Origin of the sequence: Halomonas sp. hl-4 (genome assembly GCF_900215475.1) — a bacterium.
Classification (GTDB): Bacteria; Pseudomonadota; Gammaproteobacteria; order Pseudomonadales; family Halomonadaceae; genus Vreelandella.
Window position 1 is genome coordinate 4,153,345 of the sequence record NZ_LT907845.1, and the last position, 24,039, is coordinate 4,177,383.

Genomic DNA, 24,039 nt, shown 5'->3' on the forward strand with positions numbered 1-24,039 from the left:
GGAAAAACAGTGCATAGAAAGCAACACCCGGGCGATACCCGGGTGCCTGGCGAAACGTCAACGAGCGCATTGCGGCGCCATGAAGCGTTTAGATTTTGCCGACCAGATCCAGCGACGGTGCTAGGGTTTCTTCGCCTTCTTTCCACTTGGCAGGGCAGACTTCGTTAGGGTTAGCACGCACGTATTGGGCGGCTTTTACCTTGCGCAGCAGCTCTTCGGCGTTACGACCGATGTTGCCAGCGTTGATTTCAACGATCTGGATCTTGCCGTCGGGGTCGATAACGAAGGTGCCGCGCTCGGCTAGGCCTGCGTCTTCAATCAGTACTTCAAAGTTGCGAGAAATCCGCAGCGTGGGATCGGCAATCATGGGAAACTGCAGCTTGCCGATTGTTTCGGAGCTGTCGTGCCACGCCTTGTGGGTAAAGTGCGTGTCGGTGGAAACGCTGTAGATTTCGACGCCAAGCTTTTTAAATTCTTCGTAGTTGTCTGCCAAATCGCCAAGCTCTGTAGGGCAAACGAACGTGAAATCGGCTGGGTAGAAGAAGAAGATGCTCCACTTGCCTTGCAAATCGGCATCGGAAACGTCAACAAATTCGCCGTTCAGGTAAGCGGTTGCATTGAACGGTTGGACTGCTGTGTTGATTAAAGACATTCAGATCATCTCCATTGCTGACTAATAACAGTGAAATAATTTGCTGATTAGACTAAGGGCTAACGCCTGATGGTTAAAATTGTAAAAAACCATCGCAGCGATAGTGGCGACCTATCATAACACCCGTTATTAGGGTCTGTTGATGTTTCATCGCGAACCGCGTTGCCGCCTCAAAGAGTGCCAGACAAGGCGCAAAACGCAGGGAAGGGTGGCTCCCTTTTCAAGTTTTGCAACGCCGTATGGCACTCTTTGAGGCGCAACCCGAAGGGCTGGGCCCGTTTTTACCCGCGGCGGCGTTAGTCGTCGTTCATTTGGAATAACCAAACATCTCTCCTCCTGCCTTGCCGCGAATAAAAACGGGCACCAGCGCGGCCGCGAGCGAAACGTCAACAGACCCTAGCCAATGTGAGCGCTTGCGCTACGCTTCAGGTTGAGGCGGCTGGGCACCAGCGTAATAATTTTTGCGCATTGGCTTGCGATAGCGGGGCCCGCGCCGCAAAATCCGCACGGTCAGCCGCGGGATGGCGAGTGGACAAGCATATCGGCTGACTTGTCTGTGGTTATCGTTAGTCTCACTAAGGAGTAGGTAAATGGGGAACATTCACAAACTTTCCGGGGCCGTTGCGGCCATTTCACTTGTCGCAGCGGCAACCACGGTTCATGCCGATGATGAAGTGCGCGTGTATAACTGGTCTGACTATATTGCGCCCGATACATTGGAAAAATTCACGGAACGCACCGGCATAGACGTCACTTACGACGTGTTTGATAGCAACGAGGTACTTGATGCAGCGTTGCTTTCAGGCCGATCTGGATATGATGTGGTTGTGCCGTCCACCTACTACCTGACGCGGCAAATGAAAGCCGAGGTGTATCAGCCACTGGACCACGATAAAATTCCCAATTTAAAGCACTTGAATCCCACGCTGATGGAGAATCTGGAACAGGTTGATCCAGGCAGTGAGTACTCGGTGCCTTATATGTGGGGAACCAACGGCATTGGCTACAACGTCGATCGCGTCGAAGAGATTCTAGGTGAAGACGCGCCCGTCGACAGTTGGGCATTGTTATTTGACCCGGAAATTACCAGTCAGCTGAGCGAAGCCGGATGTGGCTTGTCGATGCTGGATTCCGGCGATGAAATGCTATCGCCCGCAATGGTGTACCTGGGGCTGGACCCGACCAATGAAAGCATCGAGGACCTTGAAGCGGCAGGCGAGTTGCTCGGCGAGGTTCGCGATGACATGACCTATTTCCATTCTTCTCGCTATGTGTCGGACCTGGCCAACGGCGACATTTGCGTCGCGGCCGGTTACTCCGGGGATATTTTCCAGGCGGCTGACCGGGCTGAAGAAGCCGGGCGTGACTTTGAGGTTGCTTATAGTATCCCTAAAGAAGGCGCTGCACTGTGGTTTGACATGATGGCGATTCCCGCTGATGCACCTGATTCCGATAGCGCCCATGCCTTTATCAACTTTATTCTTGACCCGCAAATTGCCGCTGAAATAACCGAGTACGTGCGGTATGCCAACCCTAACGCCGCCGCGGATGAGTATCTATCTGACGAGATTCTCAACGATTCCGCCATCTACCCCGATACTGACGTGATGGATAACCTCTACGTTCAGGTTGAAAAGCCCCAGGACATCCAGCGCGCTCGCACTCGTATCTGGAACCGCGTAAAATCCGGCCGTTAAGATACGTTCATCCGACGGCGAGCCCAGGCAGCTTCATATGATTGGCCTGGGCTCGCTGTTCGGTTTTTGATTGCCCGTTTTCTGCGGGCCTTTTGATGGGAGTGGCGAATGGTGACTACGCCCCTATCGAACGACGCGTCATCCACGTCTCCTACCAATGCCGCTACGCTGCGTGCCATGGGCAAAGCGCCTAGGTTCGCGGATGACATCGTGTTGGAGGTGAAGCGGTTAAGTAAACGCTTTGATGATGCCTTGGCGGTAGATGATGTCAGTCTGCAGGTAAAACGCGGTGAGATCTTTGCCCTGCTGGGTGGTTCAGGTTCCGGCAAGTCGACGCTGTTGCGTATGCTGGCGGGTTTTGAAACGCCAACCGAGGGGCGTATTTTGCTGGGCGGTGACGATATCACCGCCATGCCGCCGCATAAGCGGCCTATCAATATGATGTTTCAGTCTTATGCGCTGTTCCCGCATTTGAGCGTGGCTCAGAACATTGCGTTTGGTCTCAAACAGGACAAGTTACCTAAAGCCGATATTGAAGCGCGGGTCGCGCACATGCTTAAGCTGGTACACATGGAGCGCTTTGCCAAGCGTAAGCCTCACCAACTTTCCGGCGGTCAGCGCCAGCGTGTCGCACTGGCCCGTTCGTTGGCCAAACGGCCCAAGCTACTGCTGCTTGACGAACCGATGGGGGCGCTAGACAAAAAGCTGCGCACCGAGATGCAACTGGAAGTCGTTGAGATTATCGAGCAGGTCGGGGTGACGTGCATCATGGTCACCCACGATCAGGAAGAGGCCATGACCATGGCCGACCGCGTGGCGATAATGGCCGACGGCTGGATCGAGCAGGTGGGCTCGCCTATTGATATCTACGAAAGCCCGGTCAGCCGTATGGTGGCCGAGTTTGTAGGCACAGTGAACCTCTTTGAGGGCGAGATTGTTGAGGATGCGGCCGACCATTGCAAGATTGTTTCACCGGCGCTTGAACGGCCGATTTATATCGATCATGGGATTACCACCCAGGCCATGGACCGCCGAGTGTGGGCGGCGCTGCGCCCCGAGAAAATCTGGCTGACCCGCGAGAAGCCCGACGCGGCGCATAACTGGAGCGAGGGTAGGGTGGAAGATATTGCCTACCTGGGAGGGTTTTCGCTTTATTACGTGCGCACCCCCAGTGGCCAGCTCATCAAGGTCAGCATGGCCAATACCGAGCGGCGCGGCGATCGACCGACCTGGGAAGACCGTGTGTATGTACATTGGGAAGATCATAGCGCTATTGTGCTGAATCGCTAACCGTGGGCTCCTTTGGATGCTGTGGAAACGCCCGCTGCGGCGGGCCATCAGGAGATCGCCTTAAATGATGCCTGCTCGCTTTTCCGCCATGCTAAAACGCTGGCAGCTAGGGCGGCGCGCTGTCATCGCGCTGCCCTTGGCATGGCTGACGTTATTCTTCTTGCTGCCCTTTGCATTGGTACTAAAAATCAGCCTCTCGGAGGCGACCGTTGCGGTGCCGCCTTATGGGGCGCTGGTTGAGTACGTTGATCAAACGCTGCATATTGCCCTCAACCTGGGCAATTACCTGTTCTTGGCCTCGGACTCGCTGTATGTGGCGGCGTACTGGGGGTCGTTGAAAACTGCCTTCATCGCAACGCTGGTGTGTCTGTTGATTGGCTACCCAATGGCGTATGCAATGGCGCGTACCAGCGCGCGCTGGCAGATGATTTTATTGCTGTTGGTGATGTTACCGTCCTGGACGTCGTTTTTGATCCGTATCTATGCCTGGATGGGGATTCTCGGCAACAGCGGCTTGCTGAACAACCTGCTGATGGGCGTGGGTCTGATTGATTCCCCCTTGCGTATGATGAATACCCAGTTTGCGGTGATTATCGGGATTGTCTATGCCTACCTGCCGTTTATGGTACTGCCTCTCTACGCCCATCTGACCCGGCTGGACAGCGCGCTGCTTGAAGCGGCGTCGGATCTGGGATCTCGTAAGCTGAATACCTTCATCAAGGTGACGTTACCGCTGTCGATGGGCGGCATTATTGCAGGCTCGATGCTGGTTTTCATTCCTGCCGTTGGCGAATTCGTGATCCCCGAGCTGCTGGGTGGGCCGGATACCTTGATGATTGGCAAGGTGCTGTGGGAAGAGTTCTTCAATAATCGAGATTGGCCTGTGGCTTCGGCACTGGCCATGGTCATGTTGCTTTTGCTGTTGATTCCCATCGTATGGTTTCACCGTTATCAGTCCCGGGAGTTGGAAAAATGAGCATAGCCAAGCCACGACTGCGCTTTACCAGCGTTATGCTGGTGGTCGGATTGCTGTTTTTGTACCTGCCGATGCTGGTGTTGGTGGTTTACTCGTTCAATGCCTCGAAGCTGGTGACGGTTTGGTCAGGGTTTTCAACCCAGTGGTACGGCGAGTTGTTTCGCGATGAACAAATCCTTTCGGCGATATGGATGAGCCTGCGCATTGCGTTTTTCTCCGCCAGCATGGCGGTATGCCTGGGCACCATCGCCGCGTTTGTGATGACCCGCTACGGTCGATTTCGCGGCAAAACGGCGCTTTCCAGCATGGTGACGGCGCCCTTGGTGATGCCCGAAGTCATTACCGGCCTATCGCTTCTACTGCTGTTTGTGCAAATGGCCCAAATCACTGGGTGGCCCGCAGATCGGGGAATGGCGACGATTTGGATCGCGCATACCACGTTTTGTAGTGCTTACGTGGCTGTGGTGGTGGCGGCCCGTCTGCGTGAGATTGACCTGTCTATCGAGGAAGCCGCCATGGACCTCGGCTCGCCGCCGATGAGAACGTTTTTCTGCGTGACGCTGCCGATTATTTCCCCGGCCCTTGTGGCGGGCTGGCTACTGGCGTTTACGCTCTCATTGGATGACTTGGTGATTGCCAGTTTTGTGTCTGGACCAGGCGCCAATACGCTGCCGATGGTCGTGTTTTCATCGGTACGTATGGGCGTGTCACCCAAGATTAATGCGCTGGCGACGCTGATTATTTTAGCGGTATCGCTGGCAACGCTTTTGGCGTGGTACCTAATGCGGCGAAATGAAGCCAAGCGCCAGCTTGCGCTTAAAGCGTCCGCCCATTAAAGGATATCGTCATCGCTGCCTACGCGAACACTTTCCAACTCGCCGGTAATCAGCGATACCTCGATGGCCAGTTGGATGGGCGCACAGCATTGGTGGCAATCCTCCCAGGTAACATGACTGCCCTGGGAAGCGTCAATCAATAGTGTTAATAAGGTATCGCAGTAGGGGCAGTAAGCGTCATACTCTACTAAGGTATCTTCTTGCATGGTGCGATCCTTCTGGCAGTGGCACTTTAGTGTAGCAGCCGTATTATCGAGAGGCATTGCCATGTGGAATCAGGTAGGCTAAACGCCGTTTTATAACGCAATGGAGAGCAGCGATGATGTTACGACAGGTGGCCATAGCGGCCTTATTGGCCTTGCCGGTAGCCGCATGGGCGGAAACACCCAACATAGCGCCAGGCGAATGGGAGTTCGTCAGCACCACGACGGTTAGCGGCGACATGCCGATTCCGGATCAAACTGAAACCGAGCAACAGTGCATTACCCAAGACGACCTGGAAGATGCGGATCTGGGCTTTATTGAGGAAGAAGAAGGTTGTGAACTACTGGATCAAGACACCAATGCAGATGGCATTTCCTATAGCATGGTGTGTCGGGCCGATGGCGGCGAAGCCAACATCGACGGCGATATGCAGTTTATGGGTGAGCGCATTGAAGGCACCGTCGATATCCAAACGCAATCGCCAATGGGCGAGCTTAATATGCAAACCGCGATTGACGGCGAGCGGTTGGGTGACTGTTAATCGTTTATTAAATGCTGCTTAATTGTCAGTTAAGCATCATCTAGAAGGGCGCGCCTAACCGGCGCGCCCTTTTGTTGGTCAAGCATATAGCTCCGTAATGGAATGGCGGGCTTCCCGCTAACGTTCCGGCGGGGCATTAGCCATTTCGTTTTCTAGCCGGCGCTTAACGGCGCCTGGTGAACCGCTTTGTTGTGCCAGCAAATCGTAGGCGACGGGGACGACAAATAGCGTAAACAACGTGGCAGCACCTACCCCGGCCATGATGACAATACCAATCACATAGCGAGACTCGGCTCCCGGACCGCCCGATACAATCAACGGGATGGCCCCCGCCATGGTGGTAATCGCCGTCATTAAAATAGGCCGCAGGCGAGTAACCGAGGCCTCGATGAGGGCGTCACGAAATGCCTTGCCTTCATCGCGGAGTTGATTGGCGAACTCGACAATCAAAATACCGTTCTTCGCCGCAAGACCAATTAACAACACCAATCCCACTTGGCTATAAATATTCAGCGACTGGCCGGTTAACCATAGCGCCAGTAATGCGCCGCTCATGGCAAGCGGCACGGTGAGCATGATGACGAATGGATGAATGAAACTTTCAAACTGCGCCGCCAGCACCAGAAAGACCACCAGTGCACCAAGGACCAGCAGGAACGTGGTGGCACCGCTGGCATTCTGGAAGTCTCTAGATGCCCCGGCGACATTGGTTTGCGCTTCTTCTGGCAAGATTGTATCCGCGCTTTGCTCAAGATAGGTGAGTGCTTCACCTAGTGGATAGCCATCTGCTAAGTTGGCCTCGATGGTGATTGAGCGCACGCGGTCAAAGCGGTTAAGCGTACTGGCACCGGCGGCGTCGCTTAACGTTACCAGGCTTGCCAGGGGGATGAGTTGATTGCTGCGCAACGAGCGCACTTGAATATTATCCAGGGAGCGCGGACTGTTTTGGCTGGCGCGGTCGCCTTCGACGATAACATCGTACTCTTCGCCATTATCCACATAGCGGGTCACGTTGCGGCCACCGAGTAACACTTCCAGCGTGCGGCCAATCTCGCTCACTGTGACCCCCAAAGCAGCGGCGCGCTGTTCGTCGATCTCCACGTTGAGCTGGGGCTGCGTCTCGTTGTAGTTGCTTTCGATGGCGCGAATGCGTGGATTGTCATCGCGTATATAGTCAATTAGCTGGTCACGCCACTCAGCCAGTTCTTCGTAGGTGCCCCCGCCGAGTACAAACTGCACGGGCTTTTCCGTGCGTTGGCCAAAACCTTGGCGCATGACGGGAAATGCCTGAACGCCGGGCAGGGTATCAAGGGCATTGCGAACGTCATCCATGATCGCCCAGGCGCTACGCCGACTGCCCCATTCGGCCATGTTGACGATGATGAAACCGCTGTTGAAGTTTTCAATATTGCCGTAGCCACGCGGTGCGCGCACCACCACCCGCTCCAGTTCGCCGCTTTCGACCATCGGCGTCAAACGGGCTTCCACCTCATCCATATAATCCATCATGTAGTCGAAGGTGGCCCCTTCGGGCCCGTTGACCAGTACGATGAAGTTGCCGCGGTCTTCTTGAGGGGTGTATTCGTTAGGGAGTAGTTGGCTTAACCAGGCAGTCATCGCAATCAGCAATACGAAGACAGCAGCCACCCAGATTCGCCGCGCCAGCAGTACTTCGAGCAGCGAGCGGTAACGGCACTGTGCGCTGCGCGTGATGCTCTGTACCGCTTTGGAAAGGCGACTGTCGTGCATACGCGGCGAGAGGATTTTAGACGCCATCATCGGTGTCAGCGTGAGCGCTAACAGGGTAGAGATCGCGACCGCGGCAGCCATGGTCAGCGCAAACTCGGAAAACAAGCGGCCAATATCACCTTGCAGCATGCTGAGCGGCACAAACACGGCGATCAATACCAGTGTGGTGGCAATGACCGCAAAAGCAATCTGGCGGGTGCCACGAAACGCCGCTACCAAAGGTGTTTCGCCCTCGTCGTGCATGCGGCGGTTGATGTTTTCCAGCACCACGATGGCGTCGTCGACGATCAGTCCAATAGCGAGTACCAGCGCCAGCAGGGTAAGCAGATTGATCGAGAAATTCATGACCGCCAGCGCGGTAAAGGCACCAATGATAGCAATGGGCACCGTGACAGCGGGGATCAGTGTAGTGCGCAAGTTACCCAGAAACAGGAACATCACCACGATGACTAACACCATCGCCACCGCCAGCGTAAAGACGACTTCCTTGATCGCCCCGGACACAAACACCGATGCGTCATAGTTCAAACTGAGGGACATGCCCTCAGGGAGAGTCGTTTGCAGCCGCTCAAGCTCCTGTTGCACCGCGTCTGACAGTTCGACGACGTTCGCGGTCGACTGCATAATCATGCCCAGCCCGACCATGGGAACGCCATTTGCGCGAAACACGCTCCGGTCCTCAACAGAGCCAATCTCAACGCGGGCTACGTCACCTAAACGCACTAAATAGCCATCGTCGCCCTCTTCAAGGGGGAGGGCCTGGAAGTCATCGGCGGTTTCAAACGTGCGTGGCAGCCGAACAATAAACTGGCGGTCCTCAGACTCGATGGCACCGGCCGGTAACTCGACGTTCTCGGCCCGCAGCGCATCTTCAATATCGCCTACGGTCAGGTCCCGTGCTGCCATGGCATTGCGGTCAATCCATACGCGCATGGCATAGTCGCGTCCACCGCCGACGCGAACCCTGGCCACCCCGGGCTGCACCGAGAGGCTATCGACTAAAAAGCGGTTGGCATAATCGGTTAGCTCGGTCATCGAGTAGTCTGCCCCTGAGAGGCTCAGCCAGACGACGATTTCCTCGCTGCTGTCGGCTTTACTCACCTCGGGGTTTTCGGCGTCGTCGGGCAGGTTGCGCAGGGCGCCGCCGATGCGGTCACGCACATCGTTGGCCGCCGCGTCGATGTCCATGGTCAAGGCAAATTCGATATCGATGCGTGAGCGACCGTCCTCGCTTTCGGAAGTGATTAACTCGATACCTTCCACCCCGGCGATGCGGTCTTCGAGGACTTGGGTAATCCGAGTCTCAACCACGCTGGCCGATGCGCCGGGGTAGCGCGTGTCGATGCTCACAACCGGCGGGTCGACGGTGGGGTACTCCTGTAGCGGTAAACGGTCAAGCGCCAGTAAACCAAAGGCAATGATTAATGCCGCCATGACCACCGCAAGAACGGGGCGCTGAACCGAGATATCCGATAAGCGCATTAGCGGTCTGCCTCAAGTAAATCGCGAACATCGGTCTCATCGTCAATCAGGCCAATCAGTCTTACGGCTTGGCCATCCCGGGCGCGTTGCAAACCATGCACAGCGACGACGTCGTTGGCCGAAACCCCGGCGTTAATTTCCACTTCGCCGGCCCGGCGCTCGCCTATTTCCACGCTTTGTTGGCGTAGACGGGGAGAGGTGTCGGCGTTGTCGATCAGCATGACATAGTGACGATTGCCATTAGGCTGAATGGCAGCCTCTGGCAGAACGACACTCTCGCGGGGCTCCTGGCGCACCACGACTTCCATGAGCATGCCGGGGCGTAGACGTTCATCGGGGTTATCGATATCAGCGCGGACGCTAATGCTGCGCGTCACCGGATCGACCCGCGTGCCGAGGCTGGCTATTTCGCCGTGGAATACATCGTCAGGGAAAGCCGCGGTGGTGGTGCTAAGCGATAGACCTGGCGCCAATCGGCTCAGGTAGGTTTCAGGTACGCTGAAGTCGAGCTTCATGACGTCCAGTTTGTCCAGCGTAATCAAGTCCATTCCTGGGGTTACCAGTGCTCCGGTGCTTACGTTGCGCGTGCCGACTCGGCCGCTGAACGGAGCTTTAAGCCGGTAATCCTCCAGGCGTGCGCGTAACGCAGCGATCTCTGCTTCGGCTTGGTCGACACCCGACTGGTTGTCTTCTACGTCGGCGCGGGCTGCCAGATTGCGGTTTTGAAGCTCTAAAGAGCGCCCCAGTGCGTTGCGTCGTTCGTCGCGCAGGGCGAGTGCGGCTCTTAAGCGTGCCTGCTCTTCGGCGTCTTGTAGACGAATGAGTATATCGCCCTGGTTCACACGCTGGCCGTCTTCGAAGCTAATCTCGGCGATAGTATCGGTGACGGTGGCCGACAGCGTCATGCTTTCGTCGGCGCGCAGGGTACCCAATGCCTCAAGGGGATCTGACCAAGGGGCCAGGGCAGCGCGTACGCCAATCACGCTGGGCTCGGATTGAGCATGAGTTAACATGGGAGCGGTAAATAGGAGCAGCGTGAGCATCAAGCGGCGACAAAATAAAGGCATAAGTCTCTCTGCAATATGTTGTACCGCCTGAGCTAGATCGTGATGCCAAGCAGCGTTTTTTTATCGATGGTGTTGATAGTAGGCTTAAATTGTACAAAAGCTGTATTTATTATTTATATGATACAACAAAAAAGCCTCTATAGGCTGTTAAAATGCCGCCTTTTGCAAAGCTGGGAGCGGTGACGAATGACCTACGATGTCGTGATCATTGGGGCTGGCGCGGCAGGCCTGATGTGCGCCGCTCAGGCGGGCTATGCCGGTAAGCGCGTGTTGGTCATTGATCATGCTAATAAAGCCGGCAAAAAAATCCTGATGTCGGGCGGCGGCCGCTGCAACTTTACCAATCTCGCTACTACACCACAGCATTTTTATTCAACGAATCCGGCTTTTTGCATTTCAGCGCTAAAACGCTATCGCCCCGAGCACTTTGTCGAGTTGGTAGAGCGTCATGACGTTGACTACGTTGAAAAAACGCCCGGCCAGCTATTCTGTTCAACTTCGGCTAAAGAGATTGTCCGCATGCTGCTCACGGAGTGCGAGTGGGCGGGGGCTGAAGTAGCACTCAGTGCACAGATTACCCGCGTTGAGGAACAGGGCAGCGCCATGCGGCTATCGACCTCGATAGGAAAAATAGATGCCGGTGTGGTGGTGGTCGCAAGCGGCGGCCTGTCGATTCCTACTATGGGGGCTAGTGGCTTCGGCTATGACCTTGCCCGCCAATTTGGCCTTGAGGTGCTACCCACCACGCCCGGTCTTGTACCGTTTACGCTGAGTGATCAATGGAAAGCCAGGGCCAGCGAGTTGTCTGGCGTCAGCTTGCCGGTGACGGTAAATACTCGCCTGAAGGCGTTTAATGAGCCGATGCTGTTTACTCATCGTGGGTTATCCGGCCCGGGCATGTTGCAAGCGTCTAGCGTTTGGTCCCCCGGTGAGGCGATTGAAATCGATTTATTACCGCAGCATGACGCCCAGGCGCTATTGCACCATGCCCGTGAGCATACGCCGAAACGTCAGTTGGTCACCTGGCTGATGGATCACTTTCCCAAGCGAGTGGCGCAATCGTTAATGGACTGGTATCCCGATGGCAATGATACGCAACCGCTGGCGCAGTACAGTAATTCGCAGCTTCAGCTATGGGCGGAGCGACTAAATCGCTGGCAGCTAAAGCCTGCCGGTACTGAAGGGTGGCGAACGGCCGAGGTAACGATGGGGGGTGTCGATACTCAGTCGATTTCATCCAAAACGTTTGAGGTAAAAGGGCTTCCTCAACTGCGCTTTATTGGCGAAGTGTTGGATGTGACCGGAGAGCTGGGGGGCTATAACTTTCAATGGGCATGGGCCAGCGGGGTGGCCTGTGGCCAGGCCTGCTGACCCAGGCAATGCACAAACGCATCAGCAGTTTCTTAAGTGGCGACTTTGGCAAGCAGCTTAAGCTTGCGATAAAGCATGTAGCCAGCCAGCACCTTGCGGCCCCCTGCAAGTGCCCCCCGCGGGTGGCGAACCAAACGCAAGGCGGCAAGCCCGCCAATCACGTAGGCGGGAATCTTGAACCGCTGCCAATTGGAGTCGAGGGGAGATGCCGCGCGCAGCAACTGATCGCTGTCGACCAGAATGTCCACGCGCTGCTGCTCAAGTTCAGCTAGTAGGCGTGCCTTGCGCTCAGCTCTTGTAGGGGGCTTGGTGTCAGCCCCTGGTGGCTTAGCGGGCGCGTTGTTCAGGCTCATTTTTTGCCTCCAGCAAGGCGCGGTCGGCGGCTAATTGACGTAGCGTTTCTTTCAGTAAGGTGTGCTGTTTTGCTTGGCGAAGCGCAATAACCGCCAACGTGAAGCTGGCGGCAATCAATACCAAGGCACTAACGGCAATAGCGGTGAGCCGGTAAGTGTCCCAGAAAAGCACCACCACTAGCGCGACCAAGGTGGCGACACCTAGCAGCAACAAAAGTAGGCTGGCGCCAGCAATGAGCATTAGCACCATAAGCCTGGAGCGTTCTTCTTCAAGCTCCACCACCGCTAAACGTAGTCGCGTCTCACCATTGGCAATCAGCGAGTTAAGCAAACGTTTAGCGGCTGAAAAAACGCGTTGGGTGGGCCCCAAAGCCATTAGCGACGACCGAGAAGCATACCGATGATGACACCTGTTGCGGCGCCGATGCCGATGCTGGTCCAGGGATTTTCATGAACATACCTGTCGCAAGCGTCGGCTTGGTGTGTCAAGGAGTCGCGGGTGTCTTCATAAATACGCTCGCCACGAGCTTCCAAGCGATGGCGGGTATCCTTGAGGCGTTGCTCGGCACGGGTGCGGAGGTCGCGCATCTCACCACTGGCATCTTTTGAGGTAGCGTTTACCAATTCTTCAACGGTATCGCTTAGGTGGCGCAGATCTTCTTTCAGTTGATCGGCCTGTGCGGTGCTTTCGTTTTGACGTTTAGCCATGATGTCATCCTTTGACGGTAAGTGAACAACTACCAGCATAGCAGTCGCATAACCACTGACAAGTGAATTGCTTATCGGTTCAGGCCGCTGGCGCTGAATAACGGATTTAAACTAAACCCAATGCTCAGGCGATGTACGCGGTGATCGTAATCGATCAGGCTCTCGCCGTAACCGTAGTAGTATTGGACATGGGCACGCAGAGAATTGAAGGCAGGCCAGCTGTAGTCAATTTGTGTGCCCATGTTGCCGGCGCTTGGATTGCCACGCAGTTGTCCGCTGACTTCATGGTTATCATCGAGCCGCTTTGCCACACGAATATCGCCATAGCCCATGTAGCGTTCAATGTCTGGGTTATCATCATCTTCTTCGGATTCGGGAACCCGCCAGTGGGGCGCAAAGGTAACGGCCCAGTCGCCACGTTGAAAAATACTCTCGAGATAGACGCGGTTCCAACTGCGCGATAATGGGTCCGAACGGCCGTTAGACTGGTGGTTAATCGCCACCCGGTTGCGCGTATTGACCCAGCCCAAGGCATCCCAGGGGGTGTCTATGTCGATAAACATTTCAGGTTCATAATTGGTCTCGCGAAACGGCGAGGACGCATCGGTGTTATAGGCTTGCCACCAGCTGCGCTGGGTATAGCCAAAATAAAGATCGCCAACGTCGTCCCCCAGCAAATCTTCTGCCAGATTGACCTTGGCACTGAACTGGAATTTCAGCTCGCTATCATCTGGCGCTGTGTCGGACGAGATACTGCGAAAATTGTCGCGATTCTGATTCTCGTTGTAGCTTACCGGGAAAAGGTAATTAGTCCGGTGGGTGGTGATCGAGAATGGGTTGCGTCCGGATTCTTGTTCCAGCTCACGCCGCTCGTTCAGGTCTTCAATCGCAACCAGTTCGGGTGGCGGCACAACGGTATCACTATTGGACTCAAGGTCATCAACCTGACGTAACTGCTGGTGGAGTTGGGATAGCTCGCTATTCAGTTCGTCGATGCGCGCTTCGATCTCCTCGCGGCTGTCGGCGTAAGCGAGAGTACTGACGGCGGTCAAACCGCACAGCACAATAAAACATGTTAAATGTCGGTGTCGAATGGCCATCGATAACTCACAAAAATAGGTGGGGCACGTGCCTGTGCCCATGTTGTTCTATCACGCTGTCGGCATAAGTCAACTGTTATGATTGCGCGGTGGCTGGCAACCCCCGACAATAGCCAAGCTCAACATCGACGCATCTACGAGGCATAGCGCTGTGGTTAAATTTACCTTTCCATTGGTAATGAAAGGGTTAGTGGCCCTAGCGCTGCTGTTGTGCAGCCTCGCGCTAAGTGCGGCGACGCTGAACGATGTGCCTGATGAAAGGGCGCTTCAGGAGCGTCTTGCTGAGCTTGAATCCCAGGAGACTTTAAACGCTCAGCAGGCGCTTGATCAACAGGCCTTGGCCGCCGCGTTGGAGGCTTATGAGCGTTTGGATGCCATTGAGCAGCAGCTTGCCGAGCTAGAAGAGCGAGTAAGCCAGGCCCCCGACGCACTTATCAGCGTAGAGCGTTCGCTCGGTGAAGCTGAAGATAGCGATGATGTGCCATCGATCGATGAGCTAAGCGACTTGCCTTTGGCAGCATTGGAAGCCGAGCAGGCAGAGGCGCTGACCAATCTTCAGCAACTTCAGAGCCAGTTGGCTGAAGTGAATTCGCAATTTTTAACCGCACAAACGCTGCCGGAACGAGCTCAGCAATCCATGGCAGTGACGCTTGAACGGATGGAGACACTCCGCCGTGACTACGCCGAGCGTGAAGCCATGCTGGGAGATCGTCAGCTGTCCGCCCTCAATGACGCGCGCATGATTCAACTCCGCCTTGAGCGTGCCGTGGCTGAGCGTGAGGTGGCGCTCTATCAACGCCAGTTGAGCGCTAATGGTCGGCTGCGTGATCTTGCCCAGCAGCGTCGTGACTTATTACTGCTACAAATTGACCAGCAAGAGCAGCAGCTGAACTTACTGCAAAGTGTCACTGACCGAGAGCGGCGGCTGGCATCCGAACAGGCGATAGCCGATGCCGCACAGGGCAACCCCTTAATTGCTGCAGGACATCCTGTTGTCGTCCAGGCGCAACAGCGCAATCAAGCGCTGAGCCTGTCGTTGCTGCAGGCTGGCGAGCGCGATAACAGCTTGGTGCGCGATAACATCGATGCCCAGCGTCAGCTTGAGCACGTACGCCAGCTACAGCGCAGCTTGAATGAACAAATCGAGGCCATCCGAGGCAGTCAGTTGCTATCGCGGATACTTCGCGAGCAGCGCCAGTCGCTGCCCACCGTATTGCCGCGCCGCGATTTGCAGGATGAAATTGCCGACTTACGGCTGCAGCAGTTTGATCTGGTCCGCCAGCGCGATCAACTTCGCCAGGCCGAGCAACTGTCAAGGCAGCGGCTTCAGGAGGCAAATATTGAGCCGACGCCTGCGTTGATCAATACACTGTCACGGCTTTACCAGTCTCGACGTGAATTGGTCGAGCAGCTTGAAGAGGTTTACGGACGTTTGTTAAGCGCCGCCGTCGAGCTACAGCTTAACCAGCAGCAGTTACTGACCACCACTCAGGCATTGCGCACTACTATTGATGAGCAGCTGTTTTGGGTAGCGAATAGTCGCCCTTTGGACGTTAATTGGCTGCGCCAATTACCCCAACACCTGCGCCTGGAATGGCAAGAAGGCGAGTGGCGCGCCATTCTGCCAACCCGCTGGCCGTCGCTGGATTGGGAAATGCTTAGCGGGCTCCCCTTTTTCATGGTCAGTCTTATTCTGGTGGCCCTGCGGCGCCTGATTAAAACCCGCTTGGCCACGCTGCATAGTCAAATAGGCCGGCTCAAAAGCGACACGCAGTTACACACCCCAAAAGCTGTATTTCTGAATGCGCTACTGGCGGTGCCGGGGCCGTTGGCGCTTGCCGGTAGCGGTGTCGCCTTGGGCGCCACAGAAAGCCTACTGGCGACGAATGTGGCGCCTGCGTTAGTTCAGTTAGCACTTAGCTGGAGCGTTGTGGCCTGGGGGCGTAGGCTGCTAGTGGCCGACGGCGTGGCCGAGCAGCACTTTACCTGGTCGCCTGTTTATAACGCTCAGTTACGGCGGTTACTGGCTGGGCTGGGGGTGGCTCTGGTGCCGGTGATTGCTATCTCGACGTTAGCAGATAATTTGCAAACCCCGTTAGCCCAGCGGCCAGTTGCCATGGGCTTATTAACCTTGGGGCTGCTATCGATGGGCCTGTGTTTGGCGCGACTGATCTTAGCCCATGTGCCCATTTTTGGCGTACGCCTGTTTCGCTTGTTGCTGGGTTTGTCCATGGCGGCGGTGCCCTTGGTCCTACTTGGACTGGTGGTGTGGGGATACGAATACACGGCATTGAGACTGGTTGGCCGCTTTGTGGCCACGCTGTATCTGCTAGGCCTGTGGGTAGTGGTAGAAGCCACGGTGGTGCGAAGTTTAGCCGTTGCAGCAAGGCGTCTGGCGTACCGGCGGGCACTGGCCAAGCGCCGCGCCCAGGTTCAGGAAGGTGCCGAAGGCGGCTTGGAGGTAGTGGAGGAGCCGCCGCTGGACATGGAGCAGATAAATACCCAGTCGCTACGCCTCTCCAAACTGATTTTGTTGATTGCTTTCATTGGGCTGCTGTATCTGGTTTGGGCGGACCTGCTCTCGGTGCTGGGCTACTTGGATCAAGTGTCACTTTGGGAGAACACCGATGGCGAATTGGTCGACAGCGCGTTGTCTATTTCAGACCTGTTTGGTGCCCTGCTGGTGGTGGCATTGACGTTCATTATGGCGCGCAATTTGCCGGGGCTGCTGGAGGTCATGGTGTTGTCCCGCCTGACATTAAAGCAGGGCAGTGCCTATGCGATCAGCTCGCTGCTGTCGTACACCATTGTCGGCACCGGGGTGGTCATGGCGTTAGCCACGCTGGGCGTATCTTGGGATAAACTACAGTGGCTGGTAGCGGCCTTGAGCGTTGGCTTGGGGTTTGGGCTGCAAGAGATTTTTGCGAATTTTATTTCGGGGCTGATCATTCTGTTTGAACGCCCCATCCGGATTGGCGACACCATCACGTTGGGTAATTTGCATGGCACGGTGAGCCGTATTCGTATCCGCGCCACAACGGTGACCGACTTCGACCGTAAAGAAATCATCATTCCCAATAAAACCTTTGTCACCGACCAATTGATCAACTGGTCGCTCTCCGACAACGTCACCCGGGTGGTGCTGACTTACGGGGTTGCCCACGGCTCGGATTTAGCCCTGGTACATCGTTTGTTGCGGCAAGCAGCGGATGAAAACGCCCGCGTGCTGGTGGACCCTGAGCCACAGGTGTTTTGCATGAGCTATGGTCCTCATAGCCTCAATTTTGAGCTGCGTATTTTTGTTAATGACCTGCTTGACCGGTTGTTTGCTGCCGATGAGGTGAACTGCCGTGTAGACGCGCTATTCCGCGAAGCTGATGTGCGTGTTGCCTTTGAGCAAATGGATGTTTGGCTGCACCGTGAGTCGGGTGAGGCCGTTAAAGTGGAAACGCTTACGCCGCCACAAGGTCCGTCGAGTCGTTAGCCAGTTTTTTGTGCATAGAGCAGAAACTCGTGGTTACCGTCGCCGCCGGTAATTGGGCTGATTTGCCAATGCGTGATCATTAACCCCAGTGCCTGACAGGTTTTGTGTAAGCGTTCCTCAACCTGTTGGTAATGAGCCGGATTGCGAACCACTCCACGTTTATCCAGTGCTTTAGGAGTGAGCTCGAACTGTGGTTTGACCAGTGAGATAAGCCGGCCACCGCCGGGCAGCAAGGCAGCTATCTCAGGCAATATCAAGGTTTGCGAAATAAACGATACATCCATAACCGCGACGTCAATGGGATGCATAGCAAGTGCTCGTTGCAGAGCTTTATCAGCGCTCATGGCGCGGCCATTGATGCCTTCCAGGCAGGTGATGCGGGGATCGCCACGCAGGCGAACGTCTAGCTGATCATGACCGACTTCGACACCGATAACATGGCGTGCGCCAAAGTGAAGCGCGCAGTCGCTAAAACCACCGGTCGACTGCCCAACATCGAGCACGTTCAGGCCGTCAAGGCGAAGTGTCAGTGCGTTAAGCAATGCTTCTAGTTTGAGCCCGGCGCGAGACACGTAACGTTCTTCGGGGTCGGGAGCAACGTAAAAGCTCGTCTCAACGGCCCACTTTTCGCTCGGTTTGGTCAACGGTGTGGTGCCCTCGGCAAGATAAACGCGCCCATGGCGAATAAGCCGCTGGGCGCGTGTGCGGGAGCTCACCAGCCCTTGGCTGACAAGTAATTGGTCAAGTCGTGTCATGCGTCGTTGGGTGATGTGCTCTGTGGGCCTTCATTGGCCTGCAACTCCGCGGCGGGTAGCCGCTCGGCTCCCCAGCTTTGCTGCAAATAACGTATAACGGTGTTGAGCTCGTCTTCGGTAACCATCGCCAGTTCGCCACGCTCAAGCGGGTCGTAATGGTAAATGTAAAGCCGCGAGACAAACTGTGAAAACGGTAGCGAGGCTTCGCCAAAACGTTCGCCGTGGCCTGCCGTGCTGACTTTTACGCCACCTCCCCAATCCTGACCGCTGTCATTGTTGGGGTTGTAAAAGTAAATGCGCATCACGTCACCGGGGTCGAGTGAGGCGCGCAAAATAGTGATGGCGTGCCAGCCAATGAATCGAGCAGCGCTGTCTGTGACGGCGATGCCGGCGGGCTGGGGGTGAATCAGCGGCTGGTTGCCGTTGTAATAAGGGTGATAGCAAGCATAAAAATGCCGCACGAAATCGTCAACATCACTAAGTTGACCGGTGGCCACATCGACATTAATGCGAAATCCGCGTCCCGACCACCAGCCATGAAATTCCGGGTTTACCCAGCGGTGAGGGTCGCCTTCTCGGTCCACACAGCGTCGGCCCATTTCCGCGTAAATGCGATCCAGGTGTGGCACCACGATTAATGAAACGGGATCGAGATCGATGGGTAGCTCGGTGGCCACGCCCGAAAGGCTCGCCATCGACGAAATAGCTTGGCCTTCAAAGTGCATGATGATTTCGTCGTCGCGTGCAGCCCATGTGACCATTTGCAATAAATAGTCGGGGTCATTATAGGCCCACATCGAGAGCGCACGGGCTGACTGGCAAGTCGGGTTATTGCCCTGGCCAACGCCAAGCGGTAAGCCAAGCATGCACAGCACGCCTTCCACTAAGCGTGCGCGGGGCGAGGTCGCTTCGCCATAGGCAATGTTCAGCCGGGCTTGTGACCACTCAGATAGTGGCAGACTGAGTTGGCGCCACATGGCCGGTGCCACCGGCGGCTGGTAGAGAATTCCCCGCTCAAGCATCAATGCCAAGCCATAAACCGCTTGGCTGGTGGCGGGGTAAACGCCACCACGAATTAAGGCATGGACGAGTTCGCGATAACACAGAAGGCAGTCGCGGCCGGTTGACGAGAGCCCCAGCGCTTCAGACACCAGATGATCGCCTTCTTCGAGCAAGTGGCGAAGCAACACGGCGTGGTAAGGCGATACCAGCCCAGTGTCATGCATGGCCCGCGCAAAACCGGTGGCCTCTGCTTGTAGGGCAGATTGGTCCATGCCATCGAGTCGCTCGCGGTAGACCTCAACGCCTGGATCTTCGCGGCACGCTTGGGTGGGCCCAAACAGCGAGCTAACCAAGCGGTCGGCACCTTGGCCGCTGGCCCCCAGGTCTATCTCGGGGTTGGCCTGGCACAGCGCAATTTGGGTAATCATTTGCTTGATCGAGTCGACCTGAATGGGGCGCTGTTTAAGAATGCGCCAAATTTCGTCGATCAACTGGTCGATGATGTGCTCGTAGCCAATCCGCTGGGCGAGGTGTTGAAAAAGCTTTCGTGGAATCGCGGCCAAGCGACCTTGTTGTTCACGCTCCGCTTCGCTGGGTGGGGTGAACAACAGCCATAAGTTAAGCGCGATCACTTGGGTTAAATAGTGGTGGGCATACTCCTGGGAAACCAGTGAGTGCTCAACGTCGCCTTTTGCCACCGCCAGAAGCCGCAGTTCACTTAACGCTTCAATGACCACTAGATTGGCGTCGGCACTTTTGAGCGACAGCGTGGTAAGGGTGGGCACTAAATATTGCGGTGTTGCCCAGTCGGAGCCTTCAAATACGCCTGCGGATTCAAAATCAGCCGAGCGTGTTTCAAGCGCCTCACAGCCCCCATCCTGCATCAACAGTCGGCGAGCCGTATCTAGCACACGTGGAAGCTTGGCCGGTTTTGAAAATGTAGGCGCCTGCGTGAGCAGGCGCACAGCATCGTCAAATTTGGTCAGCAGCCCGTTGAGTTTTTCATCTTGCGCGGATGGCTGTTGATCGGTCGTCACGGTGACTCCTTGTCCCGGTGGAGCGGGGATTATACATAGAAGTCGAGATCTTCTTGATGTTTTAGTAGATCACGAAGGGTATGTGCATCCTCGCCCTTAAAGTAGACCAGCCCCCAGTGTGTGCCAAACGCGGTTCGTTTGGTAACGGTTTCTTCCATGGGCGCGGTCAGCTCGTGAGATTCGAAGTAGGGGTGATCTTCGGTCTCTTCGGGAATTTCCAGGCGGCTGACCACGCGGCGGCGTGGATAAACACCGAAACAACCAGCAAAGCCGTCGGCATCCACCACTTCTTTGGGGAAAAATTCAGCGACTTCCTCGGCCGACGTTTTAGGGTCAAACACCAGCATGGAAGCCTGGTAGGCGTTAAATCCGTAAACGCGCTCAAGAAGCTCAAATACCTTGAAACCAGGTGGCCGGTAAGCGACTTCGCCAAAGTACATTTCGCCATCGCTGGTGACAAAGTATTCCGGGTGAATTAACCCAAAGTCGATATCGAAGGCCTTGATCAGCTTTTCAATTTGCGTTGTGATCTGCTCACGATATTTTTCAAGCTCAGGCGAGGCGGGAACGAAAACCGAATAGCCAAGCGTGACGTACTCTGAAATATTCAGAAACGCGATCTTGCCATTATGAATCCAGGCTTCAACGGCGAATTCCCATCCATCTAGGTGTGATTCCATTAATACCGGGAATTCTTCATCGGGGATGGTATCGACTTCGTCGGGGGTGCGAATGACTCGGTGGCCTAAACAGCCGGCTTTGTCGAATGCCTTGAGGTGTATCGGGTCGTTGGGGTCACCGTCAAGTTTAAGCAGCGTCTGGTTGACGCGCTTGAGAAAGCGAACAACGTCATCTTTATCGTGGGCTTCCTCAAAAATCCCCACGCGTATGCCGCCTAGCTGGGCGCGGCGCTTCATTAGCGCCTTATCGCGTAATAGCAGCGACTGGCCGTATAGGCGTGGGTTATCAAGCAGCACAGAGTTGATTGCCCCGGCCCATTCCACTGTCTCTTCGTAGAGTGGAATAGCGACATCAACGCCTTTATCTTTTAGCGTTTCAGCAATTTCTAAAGAACGGTCATTTAGGCGTTCAAAATTCCAAGGTACGTAGGGGATGTCGTGTTTCTGGCAGTAGTCTTCTGCCCAATCGGGGGCCACCACGATGTAACGGCGATTAAAATTTTCTGCCGCTTCAATGGCATTGAGGCTCCAGCCAAGTAGGGCGATATAGCCTTTGTTTGGATCCTTTTGCATAGGTAACTCCTTCGGTGGGTGAGTGAAGAAAAGCCGAACCGAGCCGTGCACCATACACCAGAGGCAACGGCTTCGGCCATGTAGAGGTTATCCGCACTGCAAACGCTTACGTGCGCGAATATGTTAGGCTGTGAGGTCAACAGAATGTTCCAACGGCAAGAGGAAAAGGCCAAGATGGCGGCCAAGCCGATTTACCGAGTGGTGGTGCACCAGCAGGGCGAAATTTGGGATTTATACGTGCGCGAGATATTTCAAAGCGAACTCTGGGGCTTTATTGAAGTCGAGGAGTTTGTCTTTGAAGATGCTTCACGGGTGGTGGTCGATCCTGCGAGCGAGAAATTGCAGCACACCTTCGAAGGCGTCAAGCGGAGTTACCTTCCGCTCAATGCGATCGTGCGTATAGACGAAGTAGAGCGTGAGGGACCTTTGAAAGCGGTTAAAAGTGACGCGCGAGTGGCGGAGTTTCCACGTCCTTTCCCACTGCCTCCGCGCGGAGATTAGTCATGTGAGCGTGGCCCAGCAGGCTGCGTATTAATTAGGACATTATGTCATGCAAGTAACTCAATTTTGTCATCGTTACCGGGCGGTTGCCGCCGGTGTATTGGTCAGTGTGTGGTGTGTTAATGGGGCCGCTCAGTCAGACAGTAACGCCTGGGTAACCGACGAACTTTCAACCTATGTGCGCAGTGGCCCAACCGATGGCTATCGCATTGTGGGGACCCTTAGTGCCGGCGAGCAGGTCGAGGTGCTGGAAACCAACGGTGACTACTCCCGTGTGCGTGGTGACGATGACGAAGCCGTGTGGATTTTGAGTGAGGAACTGCAACAAACGCCTAGCGCCAGCGAGCAACTGCCCGAACTTGAATCGCAAGTAGAATCGCTAACCGAAGAGTTAGACGGTATCAACGAAGAGTGGGAGCAGCGCGTGGCGAGCATGCGCGAAACACTGGATGCCCGCGAGCAGCGCATTGACGAACTAGAAACGCGCAATGACCAACTGGGTAGCGACGCCGATGAATCGAGCGAGCAAGTGCGGTCACTGCAAGCGCGGCTCGATACTCAAGAGGAAGACTTGCTGTTGCGCTACTTCATGTATGGGGGAGGCGTTGCAGGTGCTGGTTTAGTCGTCGGGTTGATCGTGCCGCATCTGCCTCGTCGGCGTAAAAAACGTGATCGTTGGTTTTAACAGGCGGATGCGTGTTAATGACTGACCATTGGCGTAGTCGCTGGCAGGAAGGACGCATTGGCTTCCATTTGCCCCAGCCACATCCCGCGTTGAAACATTACTGGCCATCGCTTGGCGTGCCTGAACGCGCCAAAGTGCTGGTCCCTCTGTGCGGTAAAAGCCTGGATATGCGCTGGCTCGCCGAGGCGGGCCACCCTGTGCTCGGGGTTGAACTAGCGCCCGAAGCAATTGAGCAGTTTCTTGCCGAGTCACAGGTGCCGGTATCGCGTTATCAGCAAGCGGGGTTCAATATCAGCCGCCAGAGTAGTATTGAGCTTTGGTGCGGTGATTTTTTTCACCTGCATATTCAGCAGGCAAACGAGGTGGGGGCCTTTTATGACCGCGCCGCGTTAATTGCCTTACCCGAAGCGACGCGCCAGCGTTACGCGTTTCACCTTGCTCAACTGGTGCCGCCAGGAGGGCAAGGGCTGTTAGTCAGTCTGACCCACGAAGAGGAAAGTGCCGGCCCGCCCTATAGCGTTACTAACCACGAAGTGGAGACGTTGCTCTCGCCCAACTTTCGGGTTTCGCTACTCGAAGAGAAGGAGCCGGACGAACGCGGGCGATGCGAGAAGGTATGGCAGTTAGTGCGCCGAGGACCGACGCACTAGAATGTCTATCTCGCTTACCGGGCTAATAGCTGGCCAAGCTCTTGGTCGCTGAAAGCACGGTTTAGTGCATCGCCCAGCAGGTCGTTGAGCATGCGCGTGTTGGTATCTTTATCCGGCTTGAGGGCGTATTCCTGATTACGGCGCGAGGTATAAGTGCCGGTATAGGTGGTGCCGTCGTTGCGGGCAGTCGCCTTTAATACCCCCTCCAAGCGTGCTTCATCGATCAAAGGCTGATCGCTATTTCCCTGGGCGTAGGAAAGGCTATTGAGTTCAAGCGTTAAGCTTGGGCGACCGTCAGCGGCTTCCTGGGTGGGCGTAAAGCCCATGTCGGCGACCGCACGCTCGGCTTCTTCTTGCAAGCGGGGAATGATTTCGTGGCTGTTGACGGTAATTTGCGCAGTGGACATGCCACCACCTGCACGGTTACCAATGATTTCGCTGTCGCGGCCGTCCTGGGCAAGCACGGTGATTTTCTGACCATCACCTACCGAGGCTACTTCAGCGGAGCGTTCGGGGGAAAGCTGCAAGTAATGCGGGCTGGCACAGCCCGAAAGCCACGCGCTGGCAAGCAGCACACCTGAAATCCTTAAAAAGTGACGCCGAAGCATATGTTAAATCCTTTTCTAACGGTGATGCCCAAGGGGAT

General features: G+C 55.5%; 22 protein-coding genes. 10 read left to right on the forward strand and 12 right to left on the reverse strand.

Going from position 1 to position 24,039, the window contains the following annotated elements:
* Positions 1–88: 88 nt before the first annotated feature.
* Positions 89–652 (reverse strand): alkyl hydroperoxide reductase subunit C, encoded by a 564-nt coding sequence (gene ahpC / locus CPH17_RS19430; protein WP_074395862.1) that lies wholly within the window; start codon positions 650–652, stop codon positions 89–91.
* Positions 653–1,242: 590 nt separating this feature from the next.
* Here ahpC and CPH17_RS19435 point away from each other — a divergent pair.
* The 4 genes from CPH17_RS19435 (at position 1,243) to CPH17_RS19450 (ending at position 5,451) form a co-directional block, all read left to right on the forward strand.
* Positions 1,243–2,349 carry a polyamine ABC transporter substrate-binding protein gene (locus tag CPH17_RS19435; protein ID WP_096300840.1) on the forward strand — a complete coding sequence of 369 codons (1,107 nt, stop codon included), beginning with the start codon at positions 1,243–1,245 and terminating at the stop codon, positions 2,347–2,349.
* Positions 2,350–2,457: 108 nt separating this feature from the next.
* Positions 2,458–3,639 carry an ABC transporter ATP-binding protein gene (locus CPH17_RS19440; RefSeq protein WP_074395864.1) on the forward strand — a complete coding sequence of 394 codons (1,182 nt, stop codon included), beginning with the start codon at positions 2,458–2,460 and terminating at the stop codon, positions 3,637–3,639.
* Positions 3,640–3,703: 64 nt separating this feature from the next.
* Positions 3,704–4,615: an ABC transporter permease subunit gene (locus CPH17_RS19445; protein ID WP_074395865.1), complete on the forward strand. Its 912-nt coding sequence runs from the start codon at positions 3,704–3,706 to the stop codon at positions 4,613–4,615.
* Entirely contained in the window at positions 4,612–5,451 is an 840-nt protein-coding gene (locus CPH17_RS19450) for an ABC transporter permease subunit (protein WP_074395866.1), read from the forward strand. Before CPH17_RS19445 ends, CPH17_RS19450 begins: the two co-directional genes overlap by 4 nt.
* On the opposite strand, the gene CPH17_RS19455 is transcribed toward CPH17_RS19450, so the two are convergent.
* The gene (locus CPH17_RS19455; protein ID WP_074395867.1) at positions 5,448–5,657 is read right to left on the reverse strand and encodes a CPXCG motif-containing cysteine-rich protein; all 210 of its coding nucleotides are present in this window, start codon (positions 5,655–5,657) and stop codon (positions 5,448–5,450) included. The two genes, CPH17_RS19450 and CPH17_RS19455, sit on opposite strands and share 4 nt — an antisense overlap.
* Positions 5,658–5,770: 113 nt before the next feature.
* Here CPH17_RS19455 and CPH17_RS19460 point away from each other — a divergent pair, with 113 nt between their 5' ends.
* Positions 5,771–6,196 carry a DUF3617 domain-containing protein gene (locus CPH17_RS19460; protein WP_096300841.1) on the forward strand — a complete coding sequence of 142 codons (426 nt, stop codon included), beginning with the start codon at positions 5,771–5,773 and terminating at the stop codon, positions 6,194–6,196.
* A 117-nt stretch (positions 6,197–6,313) separates the two neighbouring features.
* On the opposite strand, the gene CPH17_RS19465 is transcribed toward CPH17_RS19460, so the two are convergent.
* Both CPH17_RS19465 and CPH17_RS19470 read right to left on the reverse strand, forming a co-directional pair.
* Entirely contained in the window at positions 6,314–9,427 is a 3,114-nt protein-coding gene (locus CPH17_RS19465; protein ID WP_096300842.1) for an efflux RND transporter permease subunit, read from the reverse strand.
* Positions 9,427–10,494: an efflux RND transporter periplasmic adaptor subunit gene (locus tag CPH17_RS19470; RefSeq protein WP_096300843.1), complete on the reverse strand. Its 1,068-nt coding sequence runs from the start codon at positions 10,492–10,494 to the stop codon at positions 9,427–9,429. Before CPH17_RS19470 ends, CPH17_RS19465 begins: the two co-directional genes overlap by 1 nt.
* A gap of 186 nt (positions 10,495–10,680) precedes the next feature.
* Between CPH17_RS19470 and CPH17_RS19475 the strand changes: the two genes are divergently transcribed.
* Positions 10,681–11,865 carry an NAD(P)/FAD-dependent oxidoreductase gene (locus CPH17_RS19475; RefSeq protein ID WP_096300844.1) on the forward strand — a complete coding sequence of 395 codons (1,185 nt, stop codon included), beginning with the start codon at positions 10,681–10,683 and terminating at the stop codon, positions 11,863–11,865.
* A 32-nt stretch (positions 11,866–11,897) separates the two neighbouring features.
* On the opposite strand, the gene CPH17_RS19480 is transcribed toward CPH17_RS19475, so the two are convergent.
* From CPH17_RS19480 to CPH17_RS19495, 4 genes are all read right to left on the reverse strand, one after another.
* On the reverse strand, positions 11,898–12,218 hold the full coding sequence (locus tag CPH17_RS19480) for a YqjK family protein (RefSeq protein WP_096300845.1): 321 nt from the start codon (positions 12,216–12,218) through the stop codon (positions 11,898–11,900).
* Positions 12,193–12,594: a phage holin family protein gene (locus CPH17_RS19485; protein ID WP_074395873.1), complete on the reverse strand. Its 402-nt coding sequence runs from the start codon at positions 12,592–12,594 to the stop codon at positions 12,193–12,195. Before CPH17_RS19485 ends, CPH17_RS19480 begins: the two co-directional genes overlap by 26 nt.
* On the reverse strand, positions 12,594–12,926 hold the full coding sequence (locus tag CPH17_RS19490; RefSeq protein WP_074395874.1) for a DUF883 family protein: 333 nt from the start codon (positions 12,924–12,926) through the stop codon (positions 12,594–12,596). Before CPH17_RS19490 ends, CPH17_RS19485 begins: the two co-directional genes overlap by 1 nt.
* Before the next feature lie 71 nt (positions 12,927–12,997).
* On the reverse strand, positions 12,998–14,026 hold the full coding sequence (locus CPH17_RS19495; protein WP_074395875.1) for a phospholipase A: 1,029 nt from the start codon (positions 14,024–14,026) through the stop codon (positions 12,998–13,000).
* Between the two features lie 178 nt (positions 14,027–14,204).
* Between CPH17_RS19495 and mscK the strand changes: the two genes are divergently transcribed.
* Positions 14,205–17,510 carry a mechanosensitive channel MscK gene (gene mscK / locus CPH17_RS19500; RefSeq protein ID WP_096301001.1) on the forward strand — a complete coding sequence of 1,102 codons (3,306 nt, stop codon included), beginning with the start codon at positions 14,205–14,207 and terminating at the stop codon, positions 17,508–17,510.
* Here mscK and CPH17_RS19505 read toward each other — a convergent pair.
* The 3 genes from CPH17_RS19505 to CPH17_RS19515 are packed head-to-tail and all read right to left on the reverse strand — an operon-like array spanning position 17,507 to position 21,557.
* Positions 17,507–18,265, reverse strand: coding sequence for a TlyA family RNA methyltransferase (locus CPH17_RS19505; RefSeq protein ID WP_096300846.1), 759 nt, complete (start codon positions 18,263–18,265; stop codon positions 17,507–17,509). The two genes, mscK and CPH17_RS19505, sit on opposite strands and share 4 nt — an antisense overlap.
* Positions 18,262–20,304 (reverse strand): hypothetical protein, encoded by a 2,043-nt coding sequence (locus tag CPH17_RS19510; protein WP_096300847.1) that lies wholly within the window; start codon positions 20,302–20,304, stop codon positions 18,262–18,264. The genes CPH17_RS19505 and CPH17_RS19510 overlap by 4 nt, the downstream gene beginning before the upstream one ends.
* 29 nt (positions 20,305–20,333) lie before the next feature.
* Positions 20,334–21,557, reverse strand: coding sequence for an ATP-grasp domain-containing protein (locus CPH17_RS19515; protein ID WP_096300848.1), 1,224 nt, complete (start codon positions 21,555–21,557; stop codon positions 20,334–20,336).
* Between the two features lie 174 nt (positions 21,558–21,731).
* Between CPH17_RS19515 and CPH17_RS19520 the strand changes: the two genes are divergently transcribed.
* The 3 genes from CPH17_RS19520 to tmpT are packed head-to-tail and all read left to right on the forward strand — an operon-like array spanning position 21,732 to position 23,393.
* On the forward strand, positions 21,732–22,058 hold the full coding sequence (locus CPH17_RS19520) for a DUF1820 family protein (RefSeq protein WP_074398453.1): 327 nt from the start codon (positions 21,732–21,734) through the stop codon (positions 22,056–22,058).
* Between the two features lie 49 nt (positions 22,059–22,107).
* Entirely contained in the window at positions 22,108–22,743 is a 636-nt protein-coding gene (locus CPH17_RS19525; RefSeq protein ID WP_096300849.1) for a TIGR04211 family SH3 domain-containing protein, read from the forward strand.
* Between the two features lie 17 nt (positions 22,744–22,760).
* Complete coding sequence (tmpT, locus tag CPH17_RS19530) at positions 22,761–23,393, forward strand: thiopurine S-methyltransferase (RefSeq protein WP_096300850.1); 633 nt, start codon at positions 22,761–22,763, stop codon at positions 23,391–23,393.
* 14 nt (positions 23,394–23,407) lie between these two features.
* Here tmpT and CPH17_RS19535 read toward each other — a convergent pair whose 3' ends face one another.
* Positions 23,408–24,001: a YajG family lipoprotein gene (locus CPH17_RS19535; RefSeq protein ID WP_096300851.1), complete on the reverse strand. Its 594-nt coding sequence runs from the start codon at positions 23,999–24,001 to the stop codon at positions 23,408–23,410.
* Positions 24,002–24,039 lie beyond the last annotated feature (38 nt).

Coding starts and splice junctions, on each gene's coding strand:
- CPH17_RS19480 (WP_096300845.1), bottom strand. CDS start 12,218: ATGAGCCTGAACAACGCGCCCGCTAAGCCACCAGGGGCTGACACCAAG.
- CPH17_RS19485 (WP_074395873.1), bottom strand. CDS start 12,594: ATGGCTTTGGGGCCCACCCAACGCGTTTTTTCAGCCGCTAAACGTTTG.
- tmpT (WP_096300850.1), top strand. CDS start 22,761: ATGACTGACCATTGGCGTAGTCGCTGGCAGGAAGGACGCATTGGCTTC.
- mscK (WP_096301001.1), top strand. CDS start 14,205: ATGAAAGGGTTAGTGGCCCTAGCGCTGCTGTTGTGCAGCCTCGCGCTA.
- CPH17_RS19445 (WP_074395865.1), top strand. CDS start 3,704: ATGATGCCTGCTCGCTTTTCCGCCATGCTAAAACGCTGGCAGCTAGGG.
- ahpC (WP_074395862.1), bottom strand. CDS start 652: ATGTCTTTAATCAACACAGCAGTCCAACCGTTCAATGCAACCGCTTAC.
- CPH17_RS19450 (WP_074395866.1), top strand. CDS start 4,612: ATGAGCATAGCCAAGCCACGACTGCGCTTTACCAGCGTTATGCTGGTG.
- CPH17_RS19470 (WP_096300843.1), bottom strand. CDS start 10,494: ATGCCTTTATTTTGTCGCCGCTTGATGCTCACGCTGCTCCTATTTACC.
- CPH17_RS19515 (WP_096300848.1), bottom strand. CDS start 21,557: ATGCAAAAGGATCCAAACAAAGGCTATATCGCCCTACTTGGCTGGAGC.
- CPH17_RS19520 (WP_074398453.1), top strand. CDS start 21,732: ATGGCGGCCAAGCCGATTTACCGAGTGGTGGTGCACCAGCAGGGCGAA.
- CPH17_RS19490 (WP_074395874.1), bottom strand. CDS start 12,926: ATGGCTAAACGTCAAAACGAAAGCACCGCACAGGCCGATCAACTGAAA.
- CPH17_RS19440 (WP_074395864.1), top strand. CDS start 2,458: ATGGTGACTACGCCCCTATCGAACGACGCGTCATCCACGTCTCCTACC.
- CPH17_RS19505 (WP_096300846.1), bottom strand. CDS start 18,265: ATGACACGACTTGACCAATTACTTGTCAGCCAAGGGCTGGTGAGCTCC.
- CPH17_RS19455 (WP_074395867.1), bottom strand. CDS start 5,657: ATGCAAGAAGATACCTTAGTAGAGTATGACGCTTACTGCCCCTACTGC.
- CPH17_RS19535 (WP_096300851.1), bottom strand. CDS start 24,001: ATGCTTCGGCGTCACTTTTTAAGGATTTCAGGTGTGCTGCTTGCCAGC.
- CPH17_RS19475 (WP_096300844.1), top strand. CDS start 10,681: ATGACCTACGATGTCGTGATCATTGGGGCTGGCGCGGCAGGCCTGATG.
- CPH17_RS19460 (WP_096300841.1), top strand. CDS start 5,771: ATGATGTTACGACAGGTGGCCATAGCGGCCTTATTGGCCTTGCCGGTA.
- CPH17_RS19525 (WP_096300849.1), top strand. CDS start 22,108: ATGCAAGTAACTCAATTTTGTCATCGTTACCGGGCGGTTGCCGCCGGT.
- CPH17_RS19435 (WP_096300840.1), top strand. CDS start 1,243: ATGGGGAACATTCACAAACTTTCCGGGGCCGTTGCGGCCATTTCACTT.
- CPH17_RS19495 (WP_074395875.1), bottom strand. CDS start 14,026: ATGGCCATTCGACACCGACATTTAACATGTTTTATTGTGCTGTGCGGT.
- CPH17_RS19465 (WP_096300842.1), bottom strand. CDS start 9,427: ATGCGCTTATCGGATATCTCGGTTCAGCGCCCCGTTCTTGCGGTGGTC.